General features: G+C 37.2%; 33 protein-coding genes. 6 read left to right on the top strand and 27 right to left on the bottom strand.

What is annotated here, in order from left to right; genetic code table 11:
- Nucleotides 1–31 precede the first annotated feature (31 nt).
- The 27 genes from rpsD to ACODR7_RS11485 form a co-directional block, all read right to left on the bottom strand.
- Nucleotides 32–640, bottom strand: a complete 609-nt coding sequence (rpsD, locus tag ACODR7_RS11615) for a 30S ribosomal protein S4 (protein WP_076596994.1) — start codon at nt 638–640, stop codon at nt 32–34.
- Nucleotides 641–659: 19 nt separating this feature from the next.
- Nucleotides 660–1,049: a 30S ribosomal protein S11 gene (gene rpsK / locus ACODR7_RS11610; protein WP_002983263.1), complete on the bottom strand. Its 390-nt coding sequence runs from the start codon at nt 1,047–1,049 to the stop codon at nt 660–662.
- 12 nt (nt 1,050–1,061) lie between these two features.
- Nucleotides 1,062–1,439, bottom strand: a complete 378-nt coding sequence (gene rpsM, locus ACODR7_RS11605; RefSeq protein WP_002983260.1) for a 30S ribosomal protein S13 — start codon at nt 1,437–1,439, stop codon at nt 1,062–1,064.
- Between the two features lie 7 nt (nt 1,440–1,446).
- Nucleotides 1,447–1,563, bottom strand: a complete 117-nt coding sequence (gene rpmJ / locus ACODR7_RS11600; protein ID WP_007839480.1) for a 50S ribosomal protein L36 — start codon at nt 1,561–1,563, stop codon at nt 1,447–1,449.
- A gap of 64 nt (nt 1,564–1,627) precedes the next feature.
- Nucleotides 1,628–1,843: a translation initiation factor IF-1 gene (gene infA, locus ACODR7_RS11595; RefSeq protein ID WP_027381317.1), complete on the bottom strand. Its 216-nt coding sequence runs from the start codon at nt 1,841–1,843 to the stop codon at nt 1,628–1,630.
- Nucleotides 1,844–1,846: 3 nt separating this feature from the next.
- Entirely contained in the window at nt 1,847–3,226 is a 1,380-nt protein-coding gene (gene secY / locus ACODR7_RS11590; RefSeq protein WP_062673613.1) for a preprotein translocase subunit SecY, read from the bottom strand.
- A gap of 9 nt (nt 3,227–3,235) precedes the next feature.
- A complete protein-coding gene (gene rplO / locus ACODR7_RS11585) occupies nt 3,236–3,685 on the bottom strand; it encodes a 50S ribosomal protein L15 (protein ID WP_034694692.1) in 450 nt (149 codons plus the stop codon).
- A 21-nt stretch (nt 3,686–3,706) separates the two neighbouring features.
- A complete protein-coding gene (gene rpmD, locus ACODR7_RS11580) occupies nt 3,707–3,883 on the bottom strand; it encodes a 50S ribosomal protein L30 (protein WP_029297759.1) in 177 nt (58 codons plus the stop codon).
- An 11-nt stretch (nt 3,884–3,894) separates the two neighbouring features.
- Nucleotides 3,895–4,416 (bottom strand): 30S ribosomal protein S5, encoded by a 522-nt coding sequence (gene rpsE / locus ACODR7_RS11575; protein ID WP_002983245.1) that lies wholly within the window; start codon nt 4,414–4,416, stop codon nt 3,895–3,897.
- A 19-nt stretch (nt 4,417–4,435) separates the two neighbouring features.
- Complete coding sequence (gene rplR / locus ACODR7_RS11570) at nt 4,436–4,789, bottom strand: 50S ribosomal protein L18 (RefSeq protein WP_488839124.1); 354 nt, start codon at nt 4,787–4,789, stop codon at nt 4,436–4,438.
- Between the two features lie 15 nt (nt 4,790–4,804).
- Nucleotides 4,805–5,350, bottom strand: a complete 546-nt coding sequence (rplF, locus tag ACODR7_RS11565; protein WP_076596995.1) for a 50S ribosomal protein L6 — start codon at nt 5,348–5,350, stop codon at nt 4,805–4,807.
- A 17-nt stretch (nt 5,351–5,367) separates the two neighbouring features.
- Nucleotides 5,368–5,766, bottom strand: a complete 399-nt coding sequence (gene rpsH, locus ACODR7_RS11560; protein WP_002983236.1) for a 30S ribosomal protein S8 — start codon at nt 5,764–5,766, stop codon at nt 5,368–5,370.
- Between the two features lie 147 nt (nt 5,767–5,913).
- Nucleotides 5,914–6,183, bottom strand: a complete 270-nt coding sequence (gene rpsN, locus ACODR7_RS11555) for a 30S ribosomal protein S14 (protein ID WP_002983233.1) — start codon at nt 6,181–6,183, stop codon at nt 5,914–5,916.
- 3 nt (nt 6,184–6,186) lie between these two features.
- Complete coding sequence (gene rplE / locus ACODR7_RS11550) at nt 6,187–6,738, bottom strand: 50S ribosomal protein L5 (RefSeq protein WP_034694682.1); 552 nt, start codon at nt 6,736–6,738, stop codon at nt 6,187–6,189.
- Nucleotides 6,739–6,749: 11 nt separating this feature from the next.
- Nucleotides 6,750–7,076 (bottom strand): 50S ribosomal protein L24, encoded by a 327-nt coding sequence (gene rplX / locus ACODR7_RS11545; RefSeq protein WP_047427597.1) that lies wholly within the window; start codon nt 7,074–7,076, stop codon nt 6,750–6,752.
- A gap of 21 nt (nt 7,077–7,097) precedes the next feature.
- Complete coding sequence (rplN, locus tag ACODR7_RS11540; RefSeq protein ID WP_002983226.1) at nt 7,098–7,466, bottom strand: 50S ribosomal protein L14; 369 nt, start codon at nt 7,464–7,466, stop codon at nt 7,098–7,100.
- A 2-nt stretch (nt 7,467–7,468) separates the two neighbouring features.
- Nucleotides 7,469–7,723 carry a 30S ribosomal protein S17 gene (gene rpsQ / locus ACODR7_RS11535; protein ID WP_027371715.1) on the bottom strand — a complete coding sequence of 85 codons (255 nt, stop codon included), beginning with the start codon at nt 7,721–7,723 and terminating at the stop codon, nt 7,469–7,471.
- Nucleotides 7,724–7,735: 12 nt separating this feature from the next.
- Nucleotides 7,736–7,921: a 50S ribosomal protein L29 gene (rpmC, locus tag ACODR7_RS11530; protein ID WP_027381309.1), complete on the bottom strand. Its 186-nt coding sequence runs from the start codon at nt 7,919–7,921 to the stop codon at nt 7,736–7,738.
- A 12-nt stretch (nt 7,922–7,933) separates the two neighbouring features.
- Nucleotides 7,934–8,359, bottom strand: coding sequence for a 50S ribosomal protein L16 (gene rplP / locus ACODR7_RS11525; RefSeq protein ID WP_034694677.1), 426 nt, complete (start codon nt 8,357–8,359; stop codon nt 7,934–7,936).
- 97 nt (nt 8,360–8,456) lie between these two features.
- Nucleotides 8,457–9,206 carry a 30S ribosomal protein S3 gene (gene rpsC / locus ACODR7_RS11520; protein ID WP_034694675.1) on the bottom strand — a complete coding sequence of 250 codons (750 nt, stop codon included), beginning with the start codon at nt 9,204–9,206 and terminating at the stop codon, nt 8,457–8,459.
- A gap of 7 nt (nt 9,207–9,213) precedes the next feature.
- A complete protein-coding gene (rplV, locus tag ACODR7_RS11515; RefSeq protein ID WP_002983214.1) occupies nt 9,214–9,612 on the bottom strand; it encodes a 50S ribosomal protein L22 in 399 nt (132 codons plus the stop codon).
- A gap of 2 nt (nt 9,613–9,614) precedes the next feature.
- Complete coding sequence (gene rpsS, locus ACODR7_RS11510) at nt 9,615–9,893, bottom strand: 30S ribosomal protein S19 (protein WP_002983209.1); 279 nt, start codon at nt 9,891–9,893, stop codon at nt 9,615–9,617.
- A 2-nt stretch (nt 9,894–9,895) separates the two neighbouring features.
- Nucleotides 9,896–10,717: a 50S ribosomal protein L2 gene (gene rplB, locus ACODR7_RS11505; protein WP_027381305.1), complete on the bottom strand. Its 822-nt coding sequence runs from the start codon at nt 10,715–10,717 to the stop codon at nt 9,896–9,898.
- 22 nt (nt 10,718–10,739) lie between these two features.
- Nucleotides 10,740–11,030 (bottom strand): 50S ribosomal protein L23, encoded by a 291-nt coding sequence (gene rplW / locus ACODR7_RS11500; RefSeq protein ID WP_002983204.1) that lies wholly within the window; start codon nt 11,028–11,030, stop codon nt 10,740–10,742.
- 3 nt (nt 11,031–11,033) lie between these two features.
- Nucleotides 11,034–11,663 (bottom strand): 50S ribosomal protein L4, encoded by a 630-nt coding sequence (gene rplD, locus ACODR7_RS11495; RefSeq protein ID WP_034694672.1) that lies wholly within the window; start codon nt 11,661–11,663, stop codon nt 11,034–11,036.
- A complete protein-coding gene (rplC, locus tag ACODR7_RS11490; protein WP_002983195.1) occupies nt 11,654–12,280 on the bottom strand; it encodes a 50S ribosomal protein L3 in 627 nt (208 codons plus the stop codon). Before rplC ends, rplD begins: the two co-directional genes overlap by 10 nt.
- A 248-nt stretch (nt 12,281–12,528) precedes the next feature.
- On the bottom strand, nt 12,529–13,293 hold the full coding sequence (locus ACODR7_RS11485) for a DeoR/GlpR family DNA-binding transcription regulator (RefSeq protein WP_488839232.1): 765 nt from the start codon (nt 13,291–13,293) through the stop codon (nt 12,529–12,531).
- Nucleotides 13,294–13,409: 116 nt separating this feature from the next.
- Here ACODR7_RS11485 and ACODR7_RS11480 point away from each other — a divergent pair, with 116 nt between their 5' ends.
- From ACODR7_RS11480 to ACODR7_RS11455, 6 genes are all read left to right on the top strand, one after another.
- Nucleotides 13,410–15,008, top strand: a complete 1,599-nt coding sequence (locus tag ACODR7_RS11480) for a glycerol-3-phosphate dehydrogenase/oxidase (protein ID WP_488839123.1) — start codon at nt 13,410–13,412, stop codon at nt 15,006–15,008.
- A 10-nt stretch (nt 15,009–15,018) separates the two neighbouring features.
- Entirely contained in the window at nt 15,019–16,515 is a 1,497-nt protein-coding gene (gene glpK, locus ACODR7_RS11475; RefSeq protein WP_488839122.1) for a glycerol kinase GlpK, read from the top strand.
- Nucleotides 16,516–16,537: 22 nt separating this feature from the next.
- Nucleotides 16,538–17,269, top strand: coding sequence for an MIP/aquaporin family protein (locus ACODR7_RS11470; protein ID WP_488839121.1), 732 nt, complete (start codon nt 16,538–16,540; stop codon nt 17,267–17,269).
- 5 nt (nt 17,270–17,274) lie between these two features.
- The gene (locus tag ACODR7_RS11465; RefSeq protein ID WP_488839120.1) at nt 17,275–18,087 is read left to right on the top strand and encodes a hypothetical protein; all 813 of its coding nucleotides are present in this window, start codon (nt 17,275–17,277) and stop codon (nt 18,085–18,087) included.
- A gap of 193 nt (nt 18,088–18,280) precedes the next feature.
- Nucleotides 18,281–18,703, top strand: a complete 423-nt coding sequence (locus ACODR7_RS11460; RefSeq protein WP_488839119.1) for a hypothetical protein — start codon at nt 18,281–18,283, stop codon at nt 18,701–18,703.
- Between the two features lie 248 nt (nt 18,704–18,951).
- Nucleotides 18,952–19,929 carry a hypothetical protein gene (locus tag ACODR7_RS11455; protein ID WP_488839118.1) on the top strand — a complete coding sequence of 326 codons (978 nt, stop codon included), beginning with the start codon at nt 18,952–18,954 and terminating at the stop codon, nt 19,927–19,929.
- Nucleotides 19,930–19,959 lie beyond the last annotated feature (30 nt).

Below are 19,959 nucleotides of genomic sequence, written 5' to 3'. Positions count from 1 at the left end.
TATTGGGTTGAGCAAAAATTTGATTAAAAAATTATTTAGAGTAAAGTTCGACGATAAGGTTTTCCTTAATGTCCTCCGGAATCTGGATTCTTTCAGGAGCAGAAATGAAAGTTCCTTCTTTCTTCTCATCGTTGAATTGTAACCACTCATAGTTTGACTTAGAAGCCAATGCATTGGTAACAACTTCAAGAGACTTAGACTTTTCTCTTACAGTGATTACATCACCAGCTTTTACCAAGTAAGAAGGGATGTTAAGAATCTCTCCGTTCACAGTGATGTGTCTGTGAGAAACCAATTGTCTAGCTCCAGATCTTGTTTTAGCAAAACCTAATCTGTATACTACGTTATCCAATCTTGATTCACAAAGTTGTAATAGAACTTCCCCTGTTACACCTTTACTTCTGTGTGCTTTGTCAAATAAGTTAGCAAACTGTCTTTCTAAAATACCGTAAGTATATTTAGCTTTTTGTTTTTCTGCCAACTGAACTGCATATTCTGATTTTTTAGCACCTCTTCTTTTGTTAGGACCGTGTTGTCCTGGCGGTTGGTTTTTTCTTTTTTCGAAGTTTTTATCATCTCCGTAGATTGCAGCACCAAACTTTCTAGCAATCTTAGTTTTAGGTCCAATATATCTTGCCATAATGGGTAAATTCTAAAAATTAAACTCTTCTTCTTTTTGGTGGTCTACATCCATTGTGTGGCATAGGAGTCACATCAATGATTTCGCTAACTTCAATTCCTGAATTGTGGATAGATCTGATAGCAGATTCTCTACCTGCACCTGGTCCTTTCACAAACACCTTTACTCTTCTTAAACCAGCTTCGTGAGCTACAGCAGAGCAATTTTCAGCTGCCATCTGAGCAGCAAATGGAGTATTCTTTTTAGAACCTCTGAAACCCATTTTACCGGCAGAAGCCCAAGAGATAACCTCTCCGTTTTTATTTGTTAAAGAAATGATGATGTTATTGAAAGAAGCCTGAATATGAGCTTCACCAATAGCTTCAACTTTTACTTTTCTTTTCTTAACTACTTTAGTTTGTTTTGCCATAATTCCTAACGATTATTTACTAGCTTTTTTCTTGTTAGCAACAGTTTTTCTCTTTCCTTTTCGGGTTCTAGAGTTGTTTTTCGTTCTCTGGCCTCTTAAAGGTAATCCAAGTCTGTGACGTATTCCTCGTTGGCATCCTATGTCCATTAATCTCTTAATGTTCAATTGCACTTCAGATCTTAATTCTCCTTCTACTTTTACGTTTTCTGAGATATAAGTTCTGATTGCAGCCAATTCATCGTCATTCCATTCGTTGACTTTTTTGTCTTCGCTGATACCGGCAGCTTTAAGGATTTCAGAAGAAGTACTTCTTCCAACTCCATAGATGTAAGTTAAACCGATAACTCCTCTTTTGTTTTTTGGTAAATCAATACCTGCAATTCTCGCCATAATTTAATTAACCTTGTCTTTGTTTAAATTTTGGGTTCTTCTTGTTGATTACGAATAGTACACCTTTTCTGCGTACGATTTTGCAATCAGCGCTTCTTTTTTTAATTGATGCTCTTACTTTCATTTTGATAGTATTTATTTTTTAACAATAGCCAAATGGAAATCCTAAGACTCCATTTGGCATTTGTTTAATATCTAAATGTGATTCTCCCTTTTGATAAATCATAAGGAGACATTTCTAGTTTCACCTTATCACCAGGTAAAAGTTTAATATAATGCATTCTCATTTTACCAGAAATATGAGCGATAAGAATATGCCCATTTTCTAGTTCTACACGGAACTGAGCGTTCGAAAGTGCTTCCGTTATAACGCCGTCTTGTTCAATATGTTTTTGTTTTGCCATAAATTAATATCCAGTCGTTCTTGATAATTTAGACTGCATTAAGCCATCATAATGATGGTTCAGCAGATATGTATTAATCTGTTGAACTGTATCTAAAATTACACCCACCATAATTAATAGTGACGTTCCCCCGAAAAATAGGGCAAACGCATCTGTCTGAACAAAGGTTCCGTGCACAATTGCCGGAAGGATTGCAAAGATAGATAAAAATATTGCACCTGGCAAGGTAATTTTTGATAAAATATCATCTAAATAATCAGCCGTCTCTTTTCCTGGTCTTACTTTCGGTACTAAACCTCCATTTCTCTTCAAATCATCAGCCATTTGGTTTACCGGGATTGTAATTGCAGTATAGAAAAACGAGAAGATAATAATTAATAGCGCAAACAATACGTTGTACTGCCAGCTAAAAACATTCTTGAAACCTGCAAGAAAAGTATTAGACTCATCGAATTTTGTTAATAGTCCTGGTACGAACATCAGTGCCTGAGCAAAGATAATCGGCATTACACCAGCAGCATTTACTTTCAATGGAATCCATTGTCTTGCTCCCTGCATAAGATTTCTGTTTACACCTCCTCTTGCTTGAGCTCTGCTTACATACTGAATTGGAATTTTTCTAACAGCTACTGATAAGATTACTGCTAAAAGAACTACCAACATCCAGAATAATACTTCAATAAGGATCATGATAGATCCCATTCCTCCTTTTCCGTTCTGCACGGCCATCTCCTGTACGAATGCCTCAGGTAATCTTGAAAGAATCCCCACCATAATAAGGATAGAGATACCATTTCCGATTCCTTTATCGGTAATCTTTTCACCCAGCCACATTGCGAATACTGAACCGGCAACCAAAATAACAATACTTGGCAACCAGAACATGATTGAATTTGGCTCTACATAGTATGCAGACTGGAACTGAGCATATGGTAAGAATAATTGAGTAATAGAAGTTAAGTAAGAAGGTGCCTGTACCAGACAAACTCCAATTGTTAACCATCTTGTAATTTGGTTCAATGTATTTCTACCTGACTCTCCATCTTTCTGAAGCTTCTGAAGATAAGGAATAGCCATCCCCATCAACTGAACAATAATAGAAGCAGAAATATAAGGCATGATTCCCAACGCCATTACGGAAGCGTGGCTGAAAGCTCCCCCCGTAAACGACGAAAGCAAGCCAAGGAGACCTGCTCCTTGCTTGTTACCGCCTTGATTTTTATAATGCTCTAAGAGATCTCCCACCTCTGCAAGGTTAATTGCAGGAAGCGAGATATAAGATGCGAATCTATACACAAGGATAATACCTAAAGTAAAGAGAATTTTATCTCTAAGTTCTTTAAGACTCCAAATATTTTTAAGTGTTTGTATAAATTCTTTCATTAGTAAGTATTATAAGGTAATTGCTTTTCCACCTGCCTTAGCAATAAGCTCTTCAGCAGATTTAGTGAATTTGTCAGCAGAGATTGAAACCGCAGATTTCAATTCTCCTCTACCCATAATTTTCACTAATTCGTTTTTAGAAACTATCCCGTTTGCTACTAAAACTTCTTTCGTGATATCTCCAGTGATGGATTTGTTCTCGATTAAAGTTTGAATAGTATCAAGGTTAACTCCTCTAAACTCTTTTCTGTTTACGTTTTTGAATCCGAATTTAGGTAATCTTCTTTGTAAAGGCATCTGTCCACCTTCGAAACCGATTTTTTGAGAATAACCAGCTCTAGCTTTCTGACCTTTGTGTCCTTTTGTTGAAGTACCTCCTTTTCCGCTACCCTGACCTCTACCAATTCTCTTTGAGTTGAAAGTAGATCCTGCAGCAGGTTGTATGTTATTTAAATTCATTTTAATTTCTCTTTTATAAAATTATTTTTGAACTTCAAGTAAGTGGCTTACTGCAGCGATCATTCCTAAGATTGAAGGAGTAGCTTCGTGCTCTACAACTTGGTGAAGTTTTTTTAATCCTAATGCTTCAAGCGTTCTCTTTTGGGTTTTTGTTCTACCAATAGCGCTTCTTACTTGCTTTACTTTAATTGTTGCCATTGCTTTAATTATTAACCGTTAAACACTTTACTTAGAGAAATTCCTCTCATTCTAGCGATTTCTTCAGGTCTTCTGATATCTAATAACGCTTTGAAAGTAGCTTTCACCACGTTGTGAGGGTTAGAAGATCCTTTAGATTTTGAAAGGATATCGTGAATACCAGCAGATTCCAATACCGCTCTTACCGCACCTCCGGCGATCAATCCTGTACCGTGAGAAGCAGGTCTTAAGAAGATATCTGCACCACCGTATCTAGCAGTAGTTTGGTGAGGGATGGTATGGTTCATTACAGGAACTTTCACAAGGTTTTTCTTAGCGTCTTCAACTGCTTTAGCAATTGCAGAAGCTACCTCTTTAGATTTTCCTAAACCGAAACCGATAACACCTTCTTCGTTTCCTACTACAACAATAGCAGAAAATCCGAAAGCTCTACCTCCTTTTGTTACTTTTGTTACTCTGTTAACAGCTACGAGACGATCTTTTAATTCTAATCCTCCCGGTTTTACTCTTTCTATATTATCTAGTCCTAACATATTTTCCGAAATTTAATGATTAGAATTTAAGTCCACCTTCTCTCGCTCCATCAGCAAGAGCTTTCACTCTACCATGGTAAACGAATCCGTTTCTGTCAAATACAATACTTTCGATTCCTGCAGCGATAGCTTTAGCAGCAATAGCTTTACCAACAGCAGCAGAAATTTCAGTCTTAGTACCTTTAGCTTCTACACCTTTTTCTCTAGAAGAAGCTGATGCTAAAGTTTTACCATTTTTATCGTCGATTAACTGAGCGTAAATTTCCTTATTACTTTTATATACAGATAATCTTGGCAATTCAGAAGATCCAGAGATTTTCCCTCTTACTCTTCTTTTGATTCTTATTCTTTTTTCTAATTTACTTAATGCCATAATACTTATAATTTATTAAGCAGATTTACCAGCTTTACGTCTAACAATTTCTCCTACGAATCTTACACCTTTTCCTTTGTATGGCTCAGGCTTTCTGAAAGAACGGATCTTTGCAGTAACCATTCCTAGAAGTTGCTTGTCGTGAGACGCTAAAGTAATAATTGGGTTTTTACCTTTTTCAGTCAATGTATCAACTTTTACTTCACTTGGAAGTTCTAATACAATACCGTGAGAGAATCCTAAAGCTAACTCAAGTTTTTGACCTGAGTGAGAAGCTCTGTATCCTACCCCTACTAGTTCTAGTTTCTTTTCGAAACCTTCTGATACACCAACGATCATGTTAGCGATCAACGCTCTGTATAAACCGTGAAGCGCTTTGTGTTGTTTAGAATCAGATGGTCTGTTTACGTTAAGTTCACCATCTTTTTGTTCTAAAGTAATTCCTGCTGTAAGCTCCTGAGAAAGTTCTCCTTTAGCTCCTTTTACAGTTACTACACCGTTGTTTTCAGTGATTGTAACTCCTGCTGGAATTGTTATAATTGCTTTACCAATTCTTGACATTTTCCTGTGATTAAAAATTAATAAACATAGCAGATTACTTCACCGCCTACTTTCTCTTCTCTAGCTTTCTTGTCAGTCATTACTCCTTTAGAAGTAGAGATGATAGAAATACCCAAACCGTTTAGTACTCTTGGAAGCTCAGCTGAACCTTTGTACTGTCTCAAACCTGGTCTAGAAGCTCTTTGGATAGACTTGATAGCCGGTTTGTTAGTTTGCTTATCATACTTTAAAGCGATTTTGATCACTCCTTGAACAGCGTTATCTTCAAACTTGTAGTTTAAGATATACCCTTGATCAAATAAGATCTTAGTAATCTCCTTTTTGATTTTCGATGCAGGAATTTCCACCACTTTGTGGCCTGCGCTTTGTGCGTTCCTTACTCTTGTTAGGAAATCTGAAATTGGATCTGTTACCATTTTTCTTTTATAAATTATTGGTTAAAGAACAATCAGTATTGAAAAGACTTGAAGAGTAAAATATCAGACTTCAGAAATCTTCGGTCTGATATTTTTATTCTTTAGTATCCTGACAACTTAATTGTCCCGATTTTTAATTAGTAATTATTACCAACTAGCTTTTCTTACCCCTGGGATAAGACCGTTGTTTGCCATTTCTCTGAAAGTTACTCTGGAAATACCGAACGTTCTCATGTATCCTCTTGGTCTACCTGTTAGTTTACATCTGTTGTGTAATCTTACAGGAGAAGCATTTTTAGGCAATTTTTGAAGTCCTTCGTAATCACCAGCTTCTTTAAGAGCTTGTCTTTTAGCAGCGTATTTAGCAACTAGTGCTTCTCTTTTGCGCTCACGCGCTTTCATTGATTCTTTAGCCATTTCTTAGTTCTTTTTAAATGGTAAACCGAAGTGAGTTAATAATGCTTTAGCTTCTTTATCTGTTTTCGCAGTAGTAACGAAAGTGATGTCCATCCCCTGGATTTTTTTCACTTTGTCAATTACGATTTCAGGGAAGATAATCTGCTCAGTAATACCTAAGTTGTAGTTACCTCTACCATCGAAACCATCAGCTTTGATACCAGAGAAATCTCTGATACGTGGTAAAGCAGAAGCAGTAAGTCTGTCTAAGAATTCATACATCTGATTTCCTCTTAAAGTAACTTTTGCACCTACAGGCATACCTTTTCTCAATTTGAAAGCAGCTTCGTCTTTCTTAGAGATTGTACCAACAGCTTTTTGACCTGTGATATTTGTAAGCTCTTCTACAGCATAATCAATGATTTTTTTGTCTGCAGTAGCATCACCTAAACCTTGTGATACAACGATTTTCTCTAATTTAGGTACTTGCATTACTGACTTATACCCGAATTCTTCCATCATTGCAGGAACAATTGTCTCTTTATATGCTTTTTTGGGTCTTGCTATATATTCCATGTTAATTCAAATTATAAAGTTTCACCCGTTTTTTTGTTAATTCTTACTTTCTTATCTCCTTCGATTTTGTAACCGATTTTGATAGCTTTTCCGTCTTTACCAACTAAAGCTACGTTTGAGATATGAATAGAAGCTTCCTTTTCAGTAATTCCTCCCTGAGGATTAGAAGCTGAAGGCTTAACGTGTTTTTTAACGATGTTAAGTCCTGCAACGATTACTCTTGGGTCTCTACCTTCTTTCTTGATCACTTCAATAACTTCACCAGTCTTACCCTTGATATCTTTCTTACCAGTAGTAATGATTACGTTATCTCCTCTTTTTATTTTTAACTTTGACATTTCTTTTAAAAATTTTTAAAATTAAAGTACTTCAGGAGCTAATGAAATGATTTTCATATATTCTTTGTCTCTCAACTCACGAGCAACTGGTCCGAAAACACGCGTTCCTCTCATTTCTCCCGCTGCGTTTAGTAATACACAAGCATTGTCGTCGAATTTGATGTATGAACCATCTTTTCTTCTTACAGCTTTTTTAGTTCTTACTACTACAGCTTTAGATACCTGACCTTTTTTAGCGTTTCCAGATGGTGTAGAATCCTTGATCGTAACAACGATTTTATCACCAACTGAAGCATATCTTCTTCTGGTTCCTCCCAGAACTCTGATCACTAGTACTTCTTTAGCACCTGTGTTATCAGCAACTTTTAATCTTGATTCTGTTTGTAACATTATTACTTAGCTTTTTCAATGATTCTTACTAATCTCCATCTCTTGCTCTTGCTCAAAGGTCTAGTTTCTTGGATCAAAACTGTATCACCTTCTGTGCATTCGTTGTTCTCGTCGTGTGCAGTATATTTTTTCGTTTTCAAAACGAATTTACCGTACATCGGGTGCTTTACTCTTGTAGTTTCGCTAACAACAATAGTTTTTTCCATTTTATTGCTGGAAACCACTCCGATTCTTTCTTTTCTTAAATTTCTATCCATTGTAAAATGAAATTATTGTTTGTTAGTTAACTCAGTATTTAGTCTAGCGATTGTTTTTCTCAAATCTCTGATTTGAATCGGGTTTTCAATTGGGCTGATTGCATGAGCCAATTTCAATTTAGAATATTGAGCTTTTGCTTCAGTTAATTGAGCTTGAATATCACCCGCGCTTAAATTTTTAATATCAGCTTTTTTCATTGTATTCAAAGATTAAAGAGGTTTAACAAAATCGTTAGCAACGATGAATTTAGTAACTACTGGTAATTTTTGTGCAGCAAGTCTAAGAGCTTCTTTCGCAATTTCGTAAGGAACTCCTCCAACTTCGAACATAATTTTACCTGGTTTTACTACAGCTACCCAATATTCAACAGCACCCTTACCTTTACCCATACGTACTTCCGCTGGTTTTTTAGTAATTGGCTTATCCGGGAAGATTTTGATCCATAGTTGACCTTCTCTCTTCATATATCTTGTCGCAGCGATACGAGCTGCTTCAATCTGTCTTGCAGTGATCCAAGCTCCTTCTGTTGCTTTGATCCCAAAAGTTCCGTATGCAAGTTGACTACCTCTCTGGGCATTCCCCTTCATCTTCATCTTATGAACTCTACGGAATTTGGTTCTTTTTGGTTGTAACATAATTTCTAAATTTTAGATTTTAGATTTTAGATTTTAGATTTTTTTTATTTTAAAAAAGTAACGGTAATTTAAAATTCAAAATTTCTAATCTAAAATTTTAATTATTATTGTTATTGTTGTTGTTTTTTCTAGGTCTTCTGTTGTCTCTGTCTCCTCCTCTGTTTCCTCTGTCTGACTGACCTCCTTTTTTCTGTTGTCCCACTAGTGGAGAAAGTTCTCTTTTACCGTAAACTTCACCTTTCATGATCCAAACTTTTACCCCAAGTCTACCGTAAGTAGTGTGAGCTTCTGCCCAGTGGTAATCGATATCAGCTCTGAAAGTTGACAATGGAATTCTTCCTTCTTTGAAAGATTCTGATCTTGCCATCTCAGCTCCGTTTAATCTACCGGAGATTTGAACTTTGATACCTTCAGCACCCATTCTCATAGTACTTGCCATTGCCATTTTAACAGCTCTTCTGTAAGAAATTCTGTTTTCAATTTGCTTAGAAATACTATCAGCAACCAGTACAGCGTCTAATTCAGGTCTTTTGATTTCGAAAATGTTGATTTGAATATCCTTACCAGTCAATTTCTTCAACTCTTCTTTCAATTTATCAACTTCCTGACCTCCTTTCCCGATGATAAGTCCCGGTCTAGCAGTAGTAATAGTTACTGTAACTAATTTTAAAGTTCTTTCAATATAAATTTTTGAAATACCACCTTTAGATAATCTAGCTTCAAGGTATCTTCTGATTTTGTAGTCTTCAGCGATTCTGTCTCCATAATCGTTTCCACCAAACCAGTTAGAATCCCATCCTCTGATGATACCTAATCTGTTACCAATTGGATTTGTCTTCTGTCCCATACCTTGATTAATTTTCTTTGTTACCTAAGATTAATGTAACGTGGTTAGATCTTTTTCTGATTCTATACCCTCTACCTTGTGGAGCTGGTCTTAGTCTCTTCAATTGTCTTGCACTATCCACAAATATTTCTTTAACGATAAGGTTTGCTTCCTCGATGTCAGCACCTTCGTTTTTTACTTGCCAGTTAGCCATAGCAGAAAGAAGTAATTTCTCTAACTTGTTAGAAGCATCCTTCTTAGAATATTTTAGGATATAAAGTGCTTTGTCTACCTGCTCTCCTCTAATGATATCAGCAACTAATCTCATTTTTCTTGGAGAAGACGGGCAATTATTTAATGAAGCTTTTACAACGTCTTTGTTAGCTTCTTTTCTTGCGATTGAACTATCTTGTTTTCTTGATCCCATGATTATCTGCTTCCTTTGTTTTTGTTACCACCATGACCTCTGAAAGATCTTGTTGGAGAAAATTCGCCTAACTTGTGACCAACCATGTTTTCTGTAACGTAAACAGGGATAAAAGATTTCCCATTGTGTACAGCAATAGTTTGTCCTACGAAGTCCGGAGAGATCATAGATGCTCTAGACCAAGTTTTGATAACTGTCTTCTTACCAGACTCTATATTTGCCTGAACCTTCTTATCTAAAGTATGATGAATGAACGGTCCTTTTTTAAGTGATCTTGCCATAATTATTTTCTTTTAGATACGATGTAACGGTTAGACACTTTGTTTTTCTTTCTAGTTTTGTAACCTTTAGCCGGTTTACCGTTTCTAGATCTTGGGTGACCTCCTGAAGAACGTCCTTCACCACCACCCATTGGGTGATCTACCGGGTTCATTACAACCGCTCTTGTTCTTGGTCTTCTACCTAACCATCTGCTTCTACCAGCCTTACCTGATACAGTTAATTGGTGATCTGAGTTGGAAACTGAACCAATCATTGCCATACATTCAGTAAGGATCATTCTTGATTCTCCTGAAGGTAACTTGATGATTGCATATTTCCCATCTCTGGAAGTTAATTGAGCTGAAGAACCAGCACTTCTTGCTAAAATTGCCCCTTGTCCAGGCTTCATTTCAACACAAGAGATTACAGTACCCAATGGAATATTTTTCAATTTCATTGCGTTACCTACGTTTGGTTCAACGCTTTCTCCTGATACTACTTTCTGATCAACTTTGATACCGTTTGGAGCGATGATATATCTCTTCTCTCCGTCTGCGTACTCTAATAAAGCGATAAATGCAGTTCTGTTTGGATCGTATTCTACAGATTTTACAGTGGCTTCAACGTTTGCTTTGTTTCTTTTGAAGTCAATAATTCTGTATTTCTTTTTGTGTCCACCTCCGGTGTAACGCATGGTCATTTTACCTGTTTGGTTACGTCCACCTGACTTTTTAATACCAACTGTTAGAGATTTCTCTGGTTTGTTGGTAGTAATTTCCTCAAAATTGTTTACAATTCTGAATCTCTGTCCCGGGGTGATAGGTTTTAATTTTCTAACAGACATTACTATTATTTATAATTAATAATTAATTTACAGCAAAAATATCGATAACCTCACCTTCAGCAAGTTTGATTACCGCTTTTTTCAATTTATTTGTCTTTCCTACTTGAAGACCTTTTTTAGTGTATTTTGAAGAAACCTTCGGAGCATAAATCATTGTGTTAACGTCTGCTACTTTTACACCGTAAGCCGCTTCAACAGCTTTTTTGATCTCGATTTTATTCGCCTTAGGATTCACTAAGAAAGAATAAGAACCTCTTAAATCTGTAAGGTAATTAGCCTTTTCTGAAATAACTGGTTTAATAATAACTGACATGATTTATTTCTTTAAATTTTCCTGGAATTTTTCAACTGCACCTTCAAAGAAAATGATCTCACCAGCGTTTACTAAATCGTAAGAACTGATCTCGTTGAAGTTCATTACTTTAGTTTTAGGCAAGTTTCTTGAAGATAAATATACATTCTTGTTAGCTTCAGGAAGAACGAATAAAGATTTTTTACCGTTAAGTTCCAATGCATTTAATACATTGATGAAATCTTTAGTCTTAGGAGCATCAAAGCTCACATCTTCTAAAACTTTAATGCTGTTGTCTCTCATTTTCTGAGATAAAACAGATTTCTTAGCTAATCTCTTAAGAGCTTTGTTCAATTTGAATCTGTAGTCTCTTGGTTTTGGTCCGAATACTCTACCTCCACCTCTGAATACCGGAGATTTGATATCACCGTATCTAGCAGATCCTGATCCTTTTTGCTTCTTAAGCTTTTTAGTAGAAGCCGTAATTTCGCTTCTTTCTTTTGCTTTATGAGTACCTTGTCTTTGAGCAGCAAGATACTGTTTAACTTCTAAGTAAACCGCGTGCTGATTTGGCTCAATTCCGAATACTGTTTCGTCTAGAGTTACTTTTCTTCCGGTCTCTTTTCCTGATGTATTTAATACTACTAGTTCCATTTTCTGATAATTACATAAGAATTTTTAGCTCCCGGAACAGCACCTTTTACTACTAAAAGATTTTGTTCTTGATCAACTTTTAACACTTGAAGGTTTTGAACAGTTACCTGCTTACCTCCCATTCTTCCAGCCATTCTCATCCCTTTGAATACTCTTGAAGGGTCTGAACCAGCACCGATAGAACCTGGAGCTCTAAGTCTGTTGTGCTGACCATGAGTTGCCTGCATTACACCTCCAAATCCGTGTCTTTTAACAACACCCTGAAAGCCTTTACCTTTTGAAGTTCCTGTTACGTCAACATATTCACCTTCAGCGAATAAATCAACTTTTACTTCTTCTCCTACTTTTACTTCATCAACGAATTCTCTGTAGAATTCAACTAATTTAGCTTTAGGAGCAGAACCAGCCTTTTTAAAATGGCCAGCTAACGCTTTACCAACGTTCTTCTCACTCTTGTCATCGAAACCTAACTGAACAGCTTTATAACCGTCTTTTTCTAAGGTTCTGACCTGTAAAACCGAGCATGGACCAGCTTGAATAACTGTACAAGGAATGTTTTTCCCTTCTTCGTTAAACAAAGATGTCATACCGATTTTTTTACCAATAATACCTGACATTGTTTATATTATAATAAAATTTATCCTTTATTTTTCCCATTTTTCGGAGGTCTGAAGCAATTTCTACTTTTGATATAGGCATACTACGCCCCTAAAATGAGTGTGCAAATTTATGAATAATTTTGTAACTGACAAATATTTCGACTAAAATATTTTGATTTTTAATCAATTAGATGATTTTGAAAAAATTCAGAACAAAATTCCCAACAATTTATTTTGATTTTAAAAAAGAAATTAAGATGAAGACCTTACTGAGTGATCACCTTCACTCCCACTTCTTCCAGCCCAGCCCTATCCTCAGCACAAATACCACTATCTGTTATAAGATAATCCACCTGATCCAATGCTGCTATCTTTCCGAATCCTTTCTTATTCAATTTTGAAGAATCCGCAAGAATCACCGTCTGATCAGCACACTCCATCATAATCTGATTCAAATGAGCTTCTGCAGCATTGGAAGTACTGATTCCGAATTCCGGATCAATACCATCCACTCCCAGAAAGAGTTTATTACATGAAAACTGCTTAAGGATACCTTCGGAAATAGAACCTACTATAGATGTAGAACTTTTTCGAACCTCACCCCCAAGCTGTATAATATTAATATTAGGATTATTGCAAAGTTCAATAGCAACCCGTAAAGAAGAGGTCAATACTGTAAGCGGACCAAAATTCATCAGCATCCTGGCAAGATAATGCATGGTTGTTCCGGATGCCAGTATAATGCAGTCATTTTCCTGAATCAATGACAGCGCTGCTTTTGCTATAACCTGCTTTGCTTCCACATTGATGCTCTCTTTCTCCCCAACATTTTTTTCATAAGCATATCTCACCTGCTTACTCGCTCCTCCATGATTCCTGAAAAGAAGCCCCAGACTTTCGAGATAGTTCAGATCCTTTCGGATCGTAACCGAAGAAACATTGAGCTTTTCACACAGATCCTGAACAAGCACATGTCCTTTCTCATCAAGCTCTTTCAATATTTCATCCTGCCTTGGTAATAGCTTTTCCATTTTATTCGTTTCATCAAAATTACCGATTTTTTCCGACATGTTAAAATTTCATTTATTTTCTTTTTGCTTTCATTTTTAATTTATATATTTGAAAACGAAACATAAACGAAACATTTATGAAACGAAACGAAGAACTCAATAAATTAACCCAAGTAAAAGAATGGGACTTCATAGTCATAGGAGGAGGAGCCAGTGGTTTAGGTTCAGCATTAGACGCAGTAAGCAGAGGATTCAAAACATTATTGCTAGAATCTCATGACTTTGCAAAAGCAACATCCAGCAGAAGTACCAAACTGGTACACGGCGGAGTTAGATATCTCGCTCAGGGAGATGTCGGATTGGTAAAAGAAGCATTGAAGGAAAGAGGACTTCTGGCAAAAAATGCAGCACACATCGTAAAAAATCAGTCCTTCATTATTCCGAACTATACATGGTGGGGAGGGATCTACTATAAAATAGGACTGTCTATATATGATTTCCTTGCCGGAAAATTAAGTTTGGGAAAAACAAAATACATCAGCAAAGCGAAAACAGTTGAAAAGCTTCCCACTATTGAACAAAATCACTTAATGAGTGGTGTTGTTTACCAGGACGGACAGTTTGACGATGCCCGACTTGCAATCAACCTTACCCAAACTATTATTGAAAAAGGGGGAAGTGCTGTTAACTATGTAAAAGTAATCAACCTTTTAAAAGATGCTTCCGATAAAGTAATAGGTGTAGTTGCAGAAGACCAGTTTTCTAAACAGCAATATCAGATACACGGCAAAGTAGTCATCAACGCAACCGGTGTATTTACGAATGACATTCTTAATATGAACAACCCTAAGCATGGTAAATTGGTGGTACCAAGCCAGGGAATTCACCTTGTGCTGGATAAATCCTTCCTGAAAAGTGATGATGCCATCATGATCCCGAAAACATCAGACGGCAGGGTTTTATTTGTTGTTCCATGGCATGACAGGGCTTTAGTAGGAACCACAGACACTCTTTTAAAGGATGAAAGCTTTGAACCCCGTGCACTGGAAGAAGAAATCAGCTTTGTTTTAAACACAGCAAGACAATATTTAGCCAAAAAACCCACGCGTGAAGATGTAAAATCTGTTTTCGCAGGTCTTCGTCCGCTTGCAGCTCCTAAAGACGGAAGCAAAAGCACAAAAGAAGTTTCCCGAAGCCACAAAGTCATTACTTCAGAGACAGGATTAGTTTCTATTATCGGAGGAAAATGGACCACATACCGTAAAATGGCAGAAGATACCATAGATGAAGCTATGAAAGTTCACAGATTGGGAAACAGCCCATCTAAAACGGAACATCTTTCTATCCATGGAAATGTGAAACCCGAACAGGTAGACAGAACCAATCATCTGTACGTGTACGGCTCTGATATTCCAGCCATCAAAAAATTACAGGAAATTAACCCGCATTATGCTCAAAAGATCCACCCGGATCACCCTTTCACGGTAGCAGAAGTGGTATGGGCTGTAAGAACTGAAATGGCAGAAACCATTGAAGATATTCTGGCAAGAAGAGTACGCTTACTGTTCCTGGATGCAAGAGCTGCTATAGACAGCGCTCATAATGTAGCAAGAATCATTGCTGAGGAAAAAGGGTATTCTGAAGAATGGGCTCAGCAGCAGGAAAATGAATTTATTGAACTGGCAAAAGGATATTTATTAACTCCTTATTCACCTAAAGTTATCAACCTAAATTAGCACTATATACATGAATGAAAAGCTTATCCTCGCTCTAGATCAGGGAACAACTTCCTCCAGAGCGATTCTCTTCAACCATAGTGGAGAAATTAAGTATGTATCTCAGAAAGATTTCAGACAGATATTTCCTACTCCGGGTTGGGTAGAACACGACCCCAACGAAATCTGGTCTTCACAGATATCCGTAGCCGCAGAAGTTATTGCAAAAGCAGGTATCTCCGGACTGGAAGTTGCAGCTATCGGAATTACCAACCAACGTGAAACTACCATCGTCTGGGATAAAGAAACCGGTGAACCTGTCTACAATGCTATTGTATGGCAGGACCGCAGAACTTCAAAGTATTGTGACGAACTGAAAGAACAGGGGCATGCAGAAACAATCAAAGAAAAAACCGGACTTGTTCTGGATGCTTACTTTTCAGCAACCAAGCTGAAATGGATTCTTGATCATGTAGAAGGAGCAAGACAGAAAGCCGAAGAAGGAAAACTATGTTTCGGAACCGTTGATACATGGCTTGTATGGAAACTGACCCGTGGAAAAATGTTTATCACAGACGTTTCCAATGCGAGCAGAACAATGCTTCTGAATATCCATACCTTGGAATGGGATAATGATTTATTAGAATTATTCAACATCCCTAAAAACATTCTCCCCGAAGTAAAGCAAAGCAGTGAGATATACGGAGAGACCGCTACTACTCTATTCTCTACCAAAATTCCAATTGCAGGTATTGCCGGTGACCAGCAGGCAGCCTTATTCGGACAGATGTGTACCACTCCCGGAATGGTAAAAAACACTTACGGAACAGGATGTTTCTTATTAATGAATACAGGGACGGAAGCCGTTTCTTCTAAAAACAATCTTCTCACTACTGTGGCCTGGAAAATTAATGGAGAAGTCAACTATGCTCTTGAGGGGAGCGTATTTGTAGGAGGTGCAGCCATTCAATGGCTGAGAGATGGTCTTAAGCTAATTCGTTCTTCTGATGAAGTAAATAGATTGGCAGCTTCTGTACCAGATAATGGTGGTGTTTACTTTGTACCTGCACTGACAGGTCTTGGCGCTCCTTACTGGGATCAGTACGCCCGTGGAACAATTGTAGGAATCACCCGAGGAACAACTGATGCACATATTGCAAGAGCCACACTGGAAGGAATTGCATTTCAGGTTTATGAAATTGTAAAAGCGATGGAAGCAGATTCAGGAAGAGCAAGTCTTGAATTAAGAGTAGACGGCGGTGCTTCTGCCAGCGATCTTCTGATGCAGATACAGTCTGACCTGTTCGGCTTCAAGACCACAAGACCTAAAACACTTGAAACAACAGCATTAGGTGCAGCTTATCTTGCCGGACTAGCTGTAGGATACTGGAAAAGCATTGACGAAATCCAGGAACAATGGATTGTAGACAAAGATTTCCATCCTCAATTAAATAGAGAACAAGTGGATAAAATGACCCACTTCTGGAAGAAAGCTGTAAAAAGCGCTCAAAGCTGGATAGAAGATTAAATCACTCATTAAAAAAACTTATATGACCCCATTTATTGCAGAAGTTATCGGAACGATGCTTCTTATACTGTTAGGCAACGGTGTTGTAGCCAATGTTGTCTTGAAAGATACGAAAGGAAATAATTCCGGATGGATTGTTATCACTACCGCATGGGCACTGGCCGTATTTGTGGGAGTAACCGTTGCAGGGCCAATAAGTGGGGCCCATCTGAATCCGGCTGTAACCATTGGTCTTGCAATTGCAGGAAAATTTTCATGGGATCTGGTTCCCTCTTATATTGCAGCCCAAATGATCGGCGGAATGCTGGGTGCATTTTTAGTATGGCTGTTTCATAAAGATCATTTTGCCATCACGGAAGATGAAGGCGCAAAACTGGCATGTTTCAGTACAGGCCCGGCGATCAGAAAAACATCGTCCAATCTTATCAGTGAGATTATCGGAACGTTTGTACTGGTATTCTGTGTCTTCTATTTTGCCAATCCAAGCATTACTTTACAGGCAGATCCAACTGCTAAAGTAGGATTAGGTTCTATTGGAGCCATTCCTGTTACATTCGTAGTTTGGGCAATTGGTTTATCTCTTGGAGGAACTACCGGATATGCCATTAACCCGGCAAGAGATCTTGCACCAAGAATTATGCATGCCATTTTACCTGTAAAAGGAAGCAGTGACTGGAGCTACGCGTGGATTCCGGTAGTAGGTCCGATTACAGGAGCTATTATTGCAGCAGTATTATATGGATTTTTAAAATAAAACACATGATGAGAAAAATCTTAAAAGGGATCTTCTTTCTTGTTTTAGGAACAGGAAAGCTATTTTCACAGGAAAGTACTGAAGCCAAGGAAACCAAAGAAGGAAGGCTTGATTTTACGGCCAACATTCAGAACAATCACTTATGGAGAGGTCTTATTATTACTGATAAACCCGTTGTAATGGGAAATCTGTCGTATGCCTTGGATGCAGAGAAAAAATGGAAGGTAGGAATCTGGGGAGCATCTGCATTAGCGGATGATAAAGACAACACCCATTATAAAGAGATCAATTATTATATTCAATATTCTGACGGTCGTTTTTATATTGGGTTATGGGATCTTTATAACTCCAGGAACATCAATACTGCAGTAGCTGCTGATGATATCTTCAGCTATTCACAGAGAAGAACAGCTCATATTATTGATTTAAGGACCAACTATACTTTCGGGCCATCATTCCCGATCAATATTGAAGCTGACATTATGCTGTATGGAGGAGCCAATGCAGGAGAAGTTATTCTGGAAGCTGATGGAAGCTACAAAAAGAACAGATATTCTACCTATGTGCAGGCAAGCTATCCTGTTATTAAGGGACAGAAAGTAAATCTGGATGCATTTGTAGGAGCCGGATTTGCTCTCAATGACAGAACGTTTTTATACGGCAATGGTAAAAACAGCTTTGACATCGTAAATGTAGGCGTAAAAGCCGGAAAAACTGTAAAGATTACTGATCATTACAGCCTTCCTGTATCCATGATGGCCATGTGGAATCCATCCAATAAGTTTGCAAGGATTCAGCTTGCAGCTACCATTTTTTAATCTGATTTTACCTCAATGATAAAAAGCCACTTCTTTAAGGAGTGGTTTTGTTTTGATGAAACACTTTCCAGCCAAAGAAAGTAAACCGTTATGCAACTCCATTATCCAGACCTTTTATTTGATAATCTTCAACAACCGTGTTTTTACGGTGAATGTTTTCCTTAAAAATCTTTACTTTTGAAAAAAAAAATCTATGAAAAAGTTTTTCAGTGTAATGATTCTGTGCATCAGTATTTTTACATGGGCACAGCAGACAGAAGTTCCATTTATTGGATACAGAGCTTTTGATATTATTAAAGGATATAGCGGTACTGGTACTCCTCATTATTATCTGGATCTAAAAAACAATGGTGATGTGCATTTTGGATACGTCCAGGTGAATCAGGCGAGCGGAGAAGAAACAACGGAGGAAATCAATGCCGGAAAATATGCTCCGAATAAGGTAATGAAAGTGGTCTTTAAAAAATATGAGGAAACATTTTTCGTGAAATTTGATAAAGATAAAATCTACCTTACCGATGAAAAAGGAAATGTTAAGAATCTTGAAGGCTGCTGCTCATCCACTGAGAGCATCAATAAAGAAACCTGTACCTGTGAAAGCGAATTTTTTAAGTAGTACAATAATATAGAGAGAAAGCCACTCCATCCGGGGTGGTTTTCTTGTAGTTGGAAACCACCCCGTCAAATTATAAATTTGCCGCCCCTCCGGAGGAAGGGAATAGTTATACAATCTATTCTAGTTGAATCAATCATAATACATAAATACGATATTCTTTTGCTTATTGTCTTTAATCTCCAATCACCGGGATTTTACGGTATATATTCTGCCAAAATATCTTTAATTTTGAAGAGTCATTTGCACCGATGAAAAATTTAAAAATTTTATTTCTATTTCTTTTGTTCCTTATTGCGTCATGCAACAGGAAAGAGAATCATCCTTACACTTTTTATTACTGGAAAACCAAACTGAAGCTTGATAATGAAGAAAAGAAAGCATTGGATAAAGCAACAGTTCCTTATTTGTACACCAGATTTTTTGATGTAGATAAAGTGAACGGAAAATTTCAGCCGGTAGCAGTGATTACCAAAGACCAGAGTTTTCAGACAGGCAAGAAGATCGTTCCTACGGTTTTTATTACCAATCAGACCTTGTTGGGTATCTCTGCAGAAGAGATCAGATTTCTGGCAGAAAGCATTCATCTTTTAATTCAAAAGAAAGCAGAAGAATATCACCTGAAAACCAATAATGAAATTCAGATCGATTGCGACTGGACCGCCGGAACACGAAATGATTATTTTAAATTTCTGAAAGAACTCAAAAGAATTTCCGGAAAAGAAATTACCTGCACTCTACGTCTTCATCAGGTGAAAGATAAAAAGCAGACCGGAATTCCTCCCGTCGGAAAAGTATACCTGATGTGCTACTCTACTTCGTCACCTCTTGAAAACTCTGATAAGAATTCTATTCTGGATGTCAATATTCTGAAAAGCTATCTTTCAAAAATGGAAGATTATCCTGTCAAAAATATTGAAGTGGCACTTCCGATTTATTCGTGGGGAATCGTTACCAATCATTTAGGAAAACACAGACTTATTAATGCCTTATCGAAAAGAGATTTGGAAAACTCCAGTTTCAAAAAGATTTCAGATCACGAAGTTGAAGTTTTGAAAGACGGATTCTACTTCGGAAGTTATTTGAATAAAGGTTTCAAAATAAAGGCAGAGGAAATATCTGAAGAACAACTTAATGATGTTATTGGTTTTTTACAGAAAAAAATCCCGCATTTTAATATCATTTATTATCAATTAGATAGTAAATTTGTGTCAGACCGGAAATTTTAATCTCTAAGAGATAGAGGCACACTTGCCAGA

The sequence above is a fragment of the Chryseobacterium sp. FG46 genome (assembly GCF_057809135.1).
The sequence above is the reverse complement of the archived record's forward strand: the minus strand, read 5'-3'. Positions and strand labels throughout refer to the sequence as shown.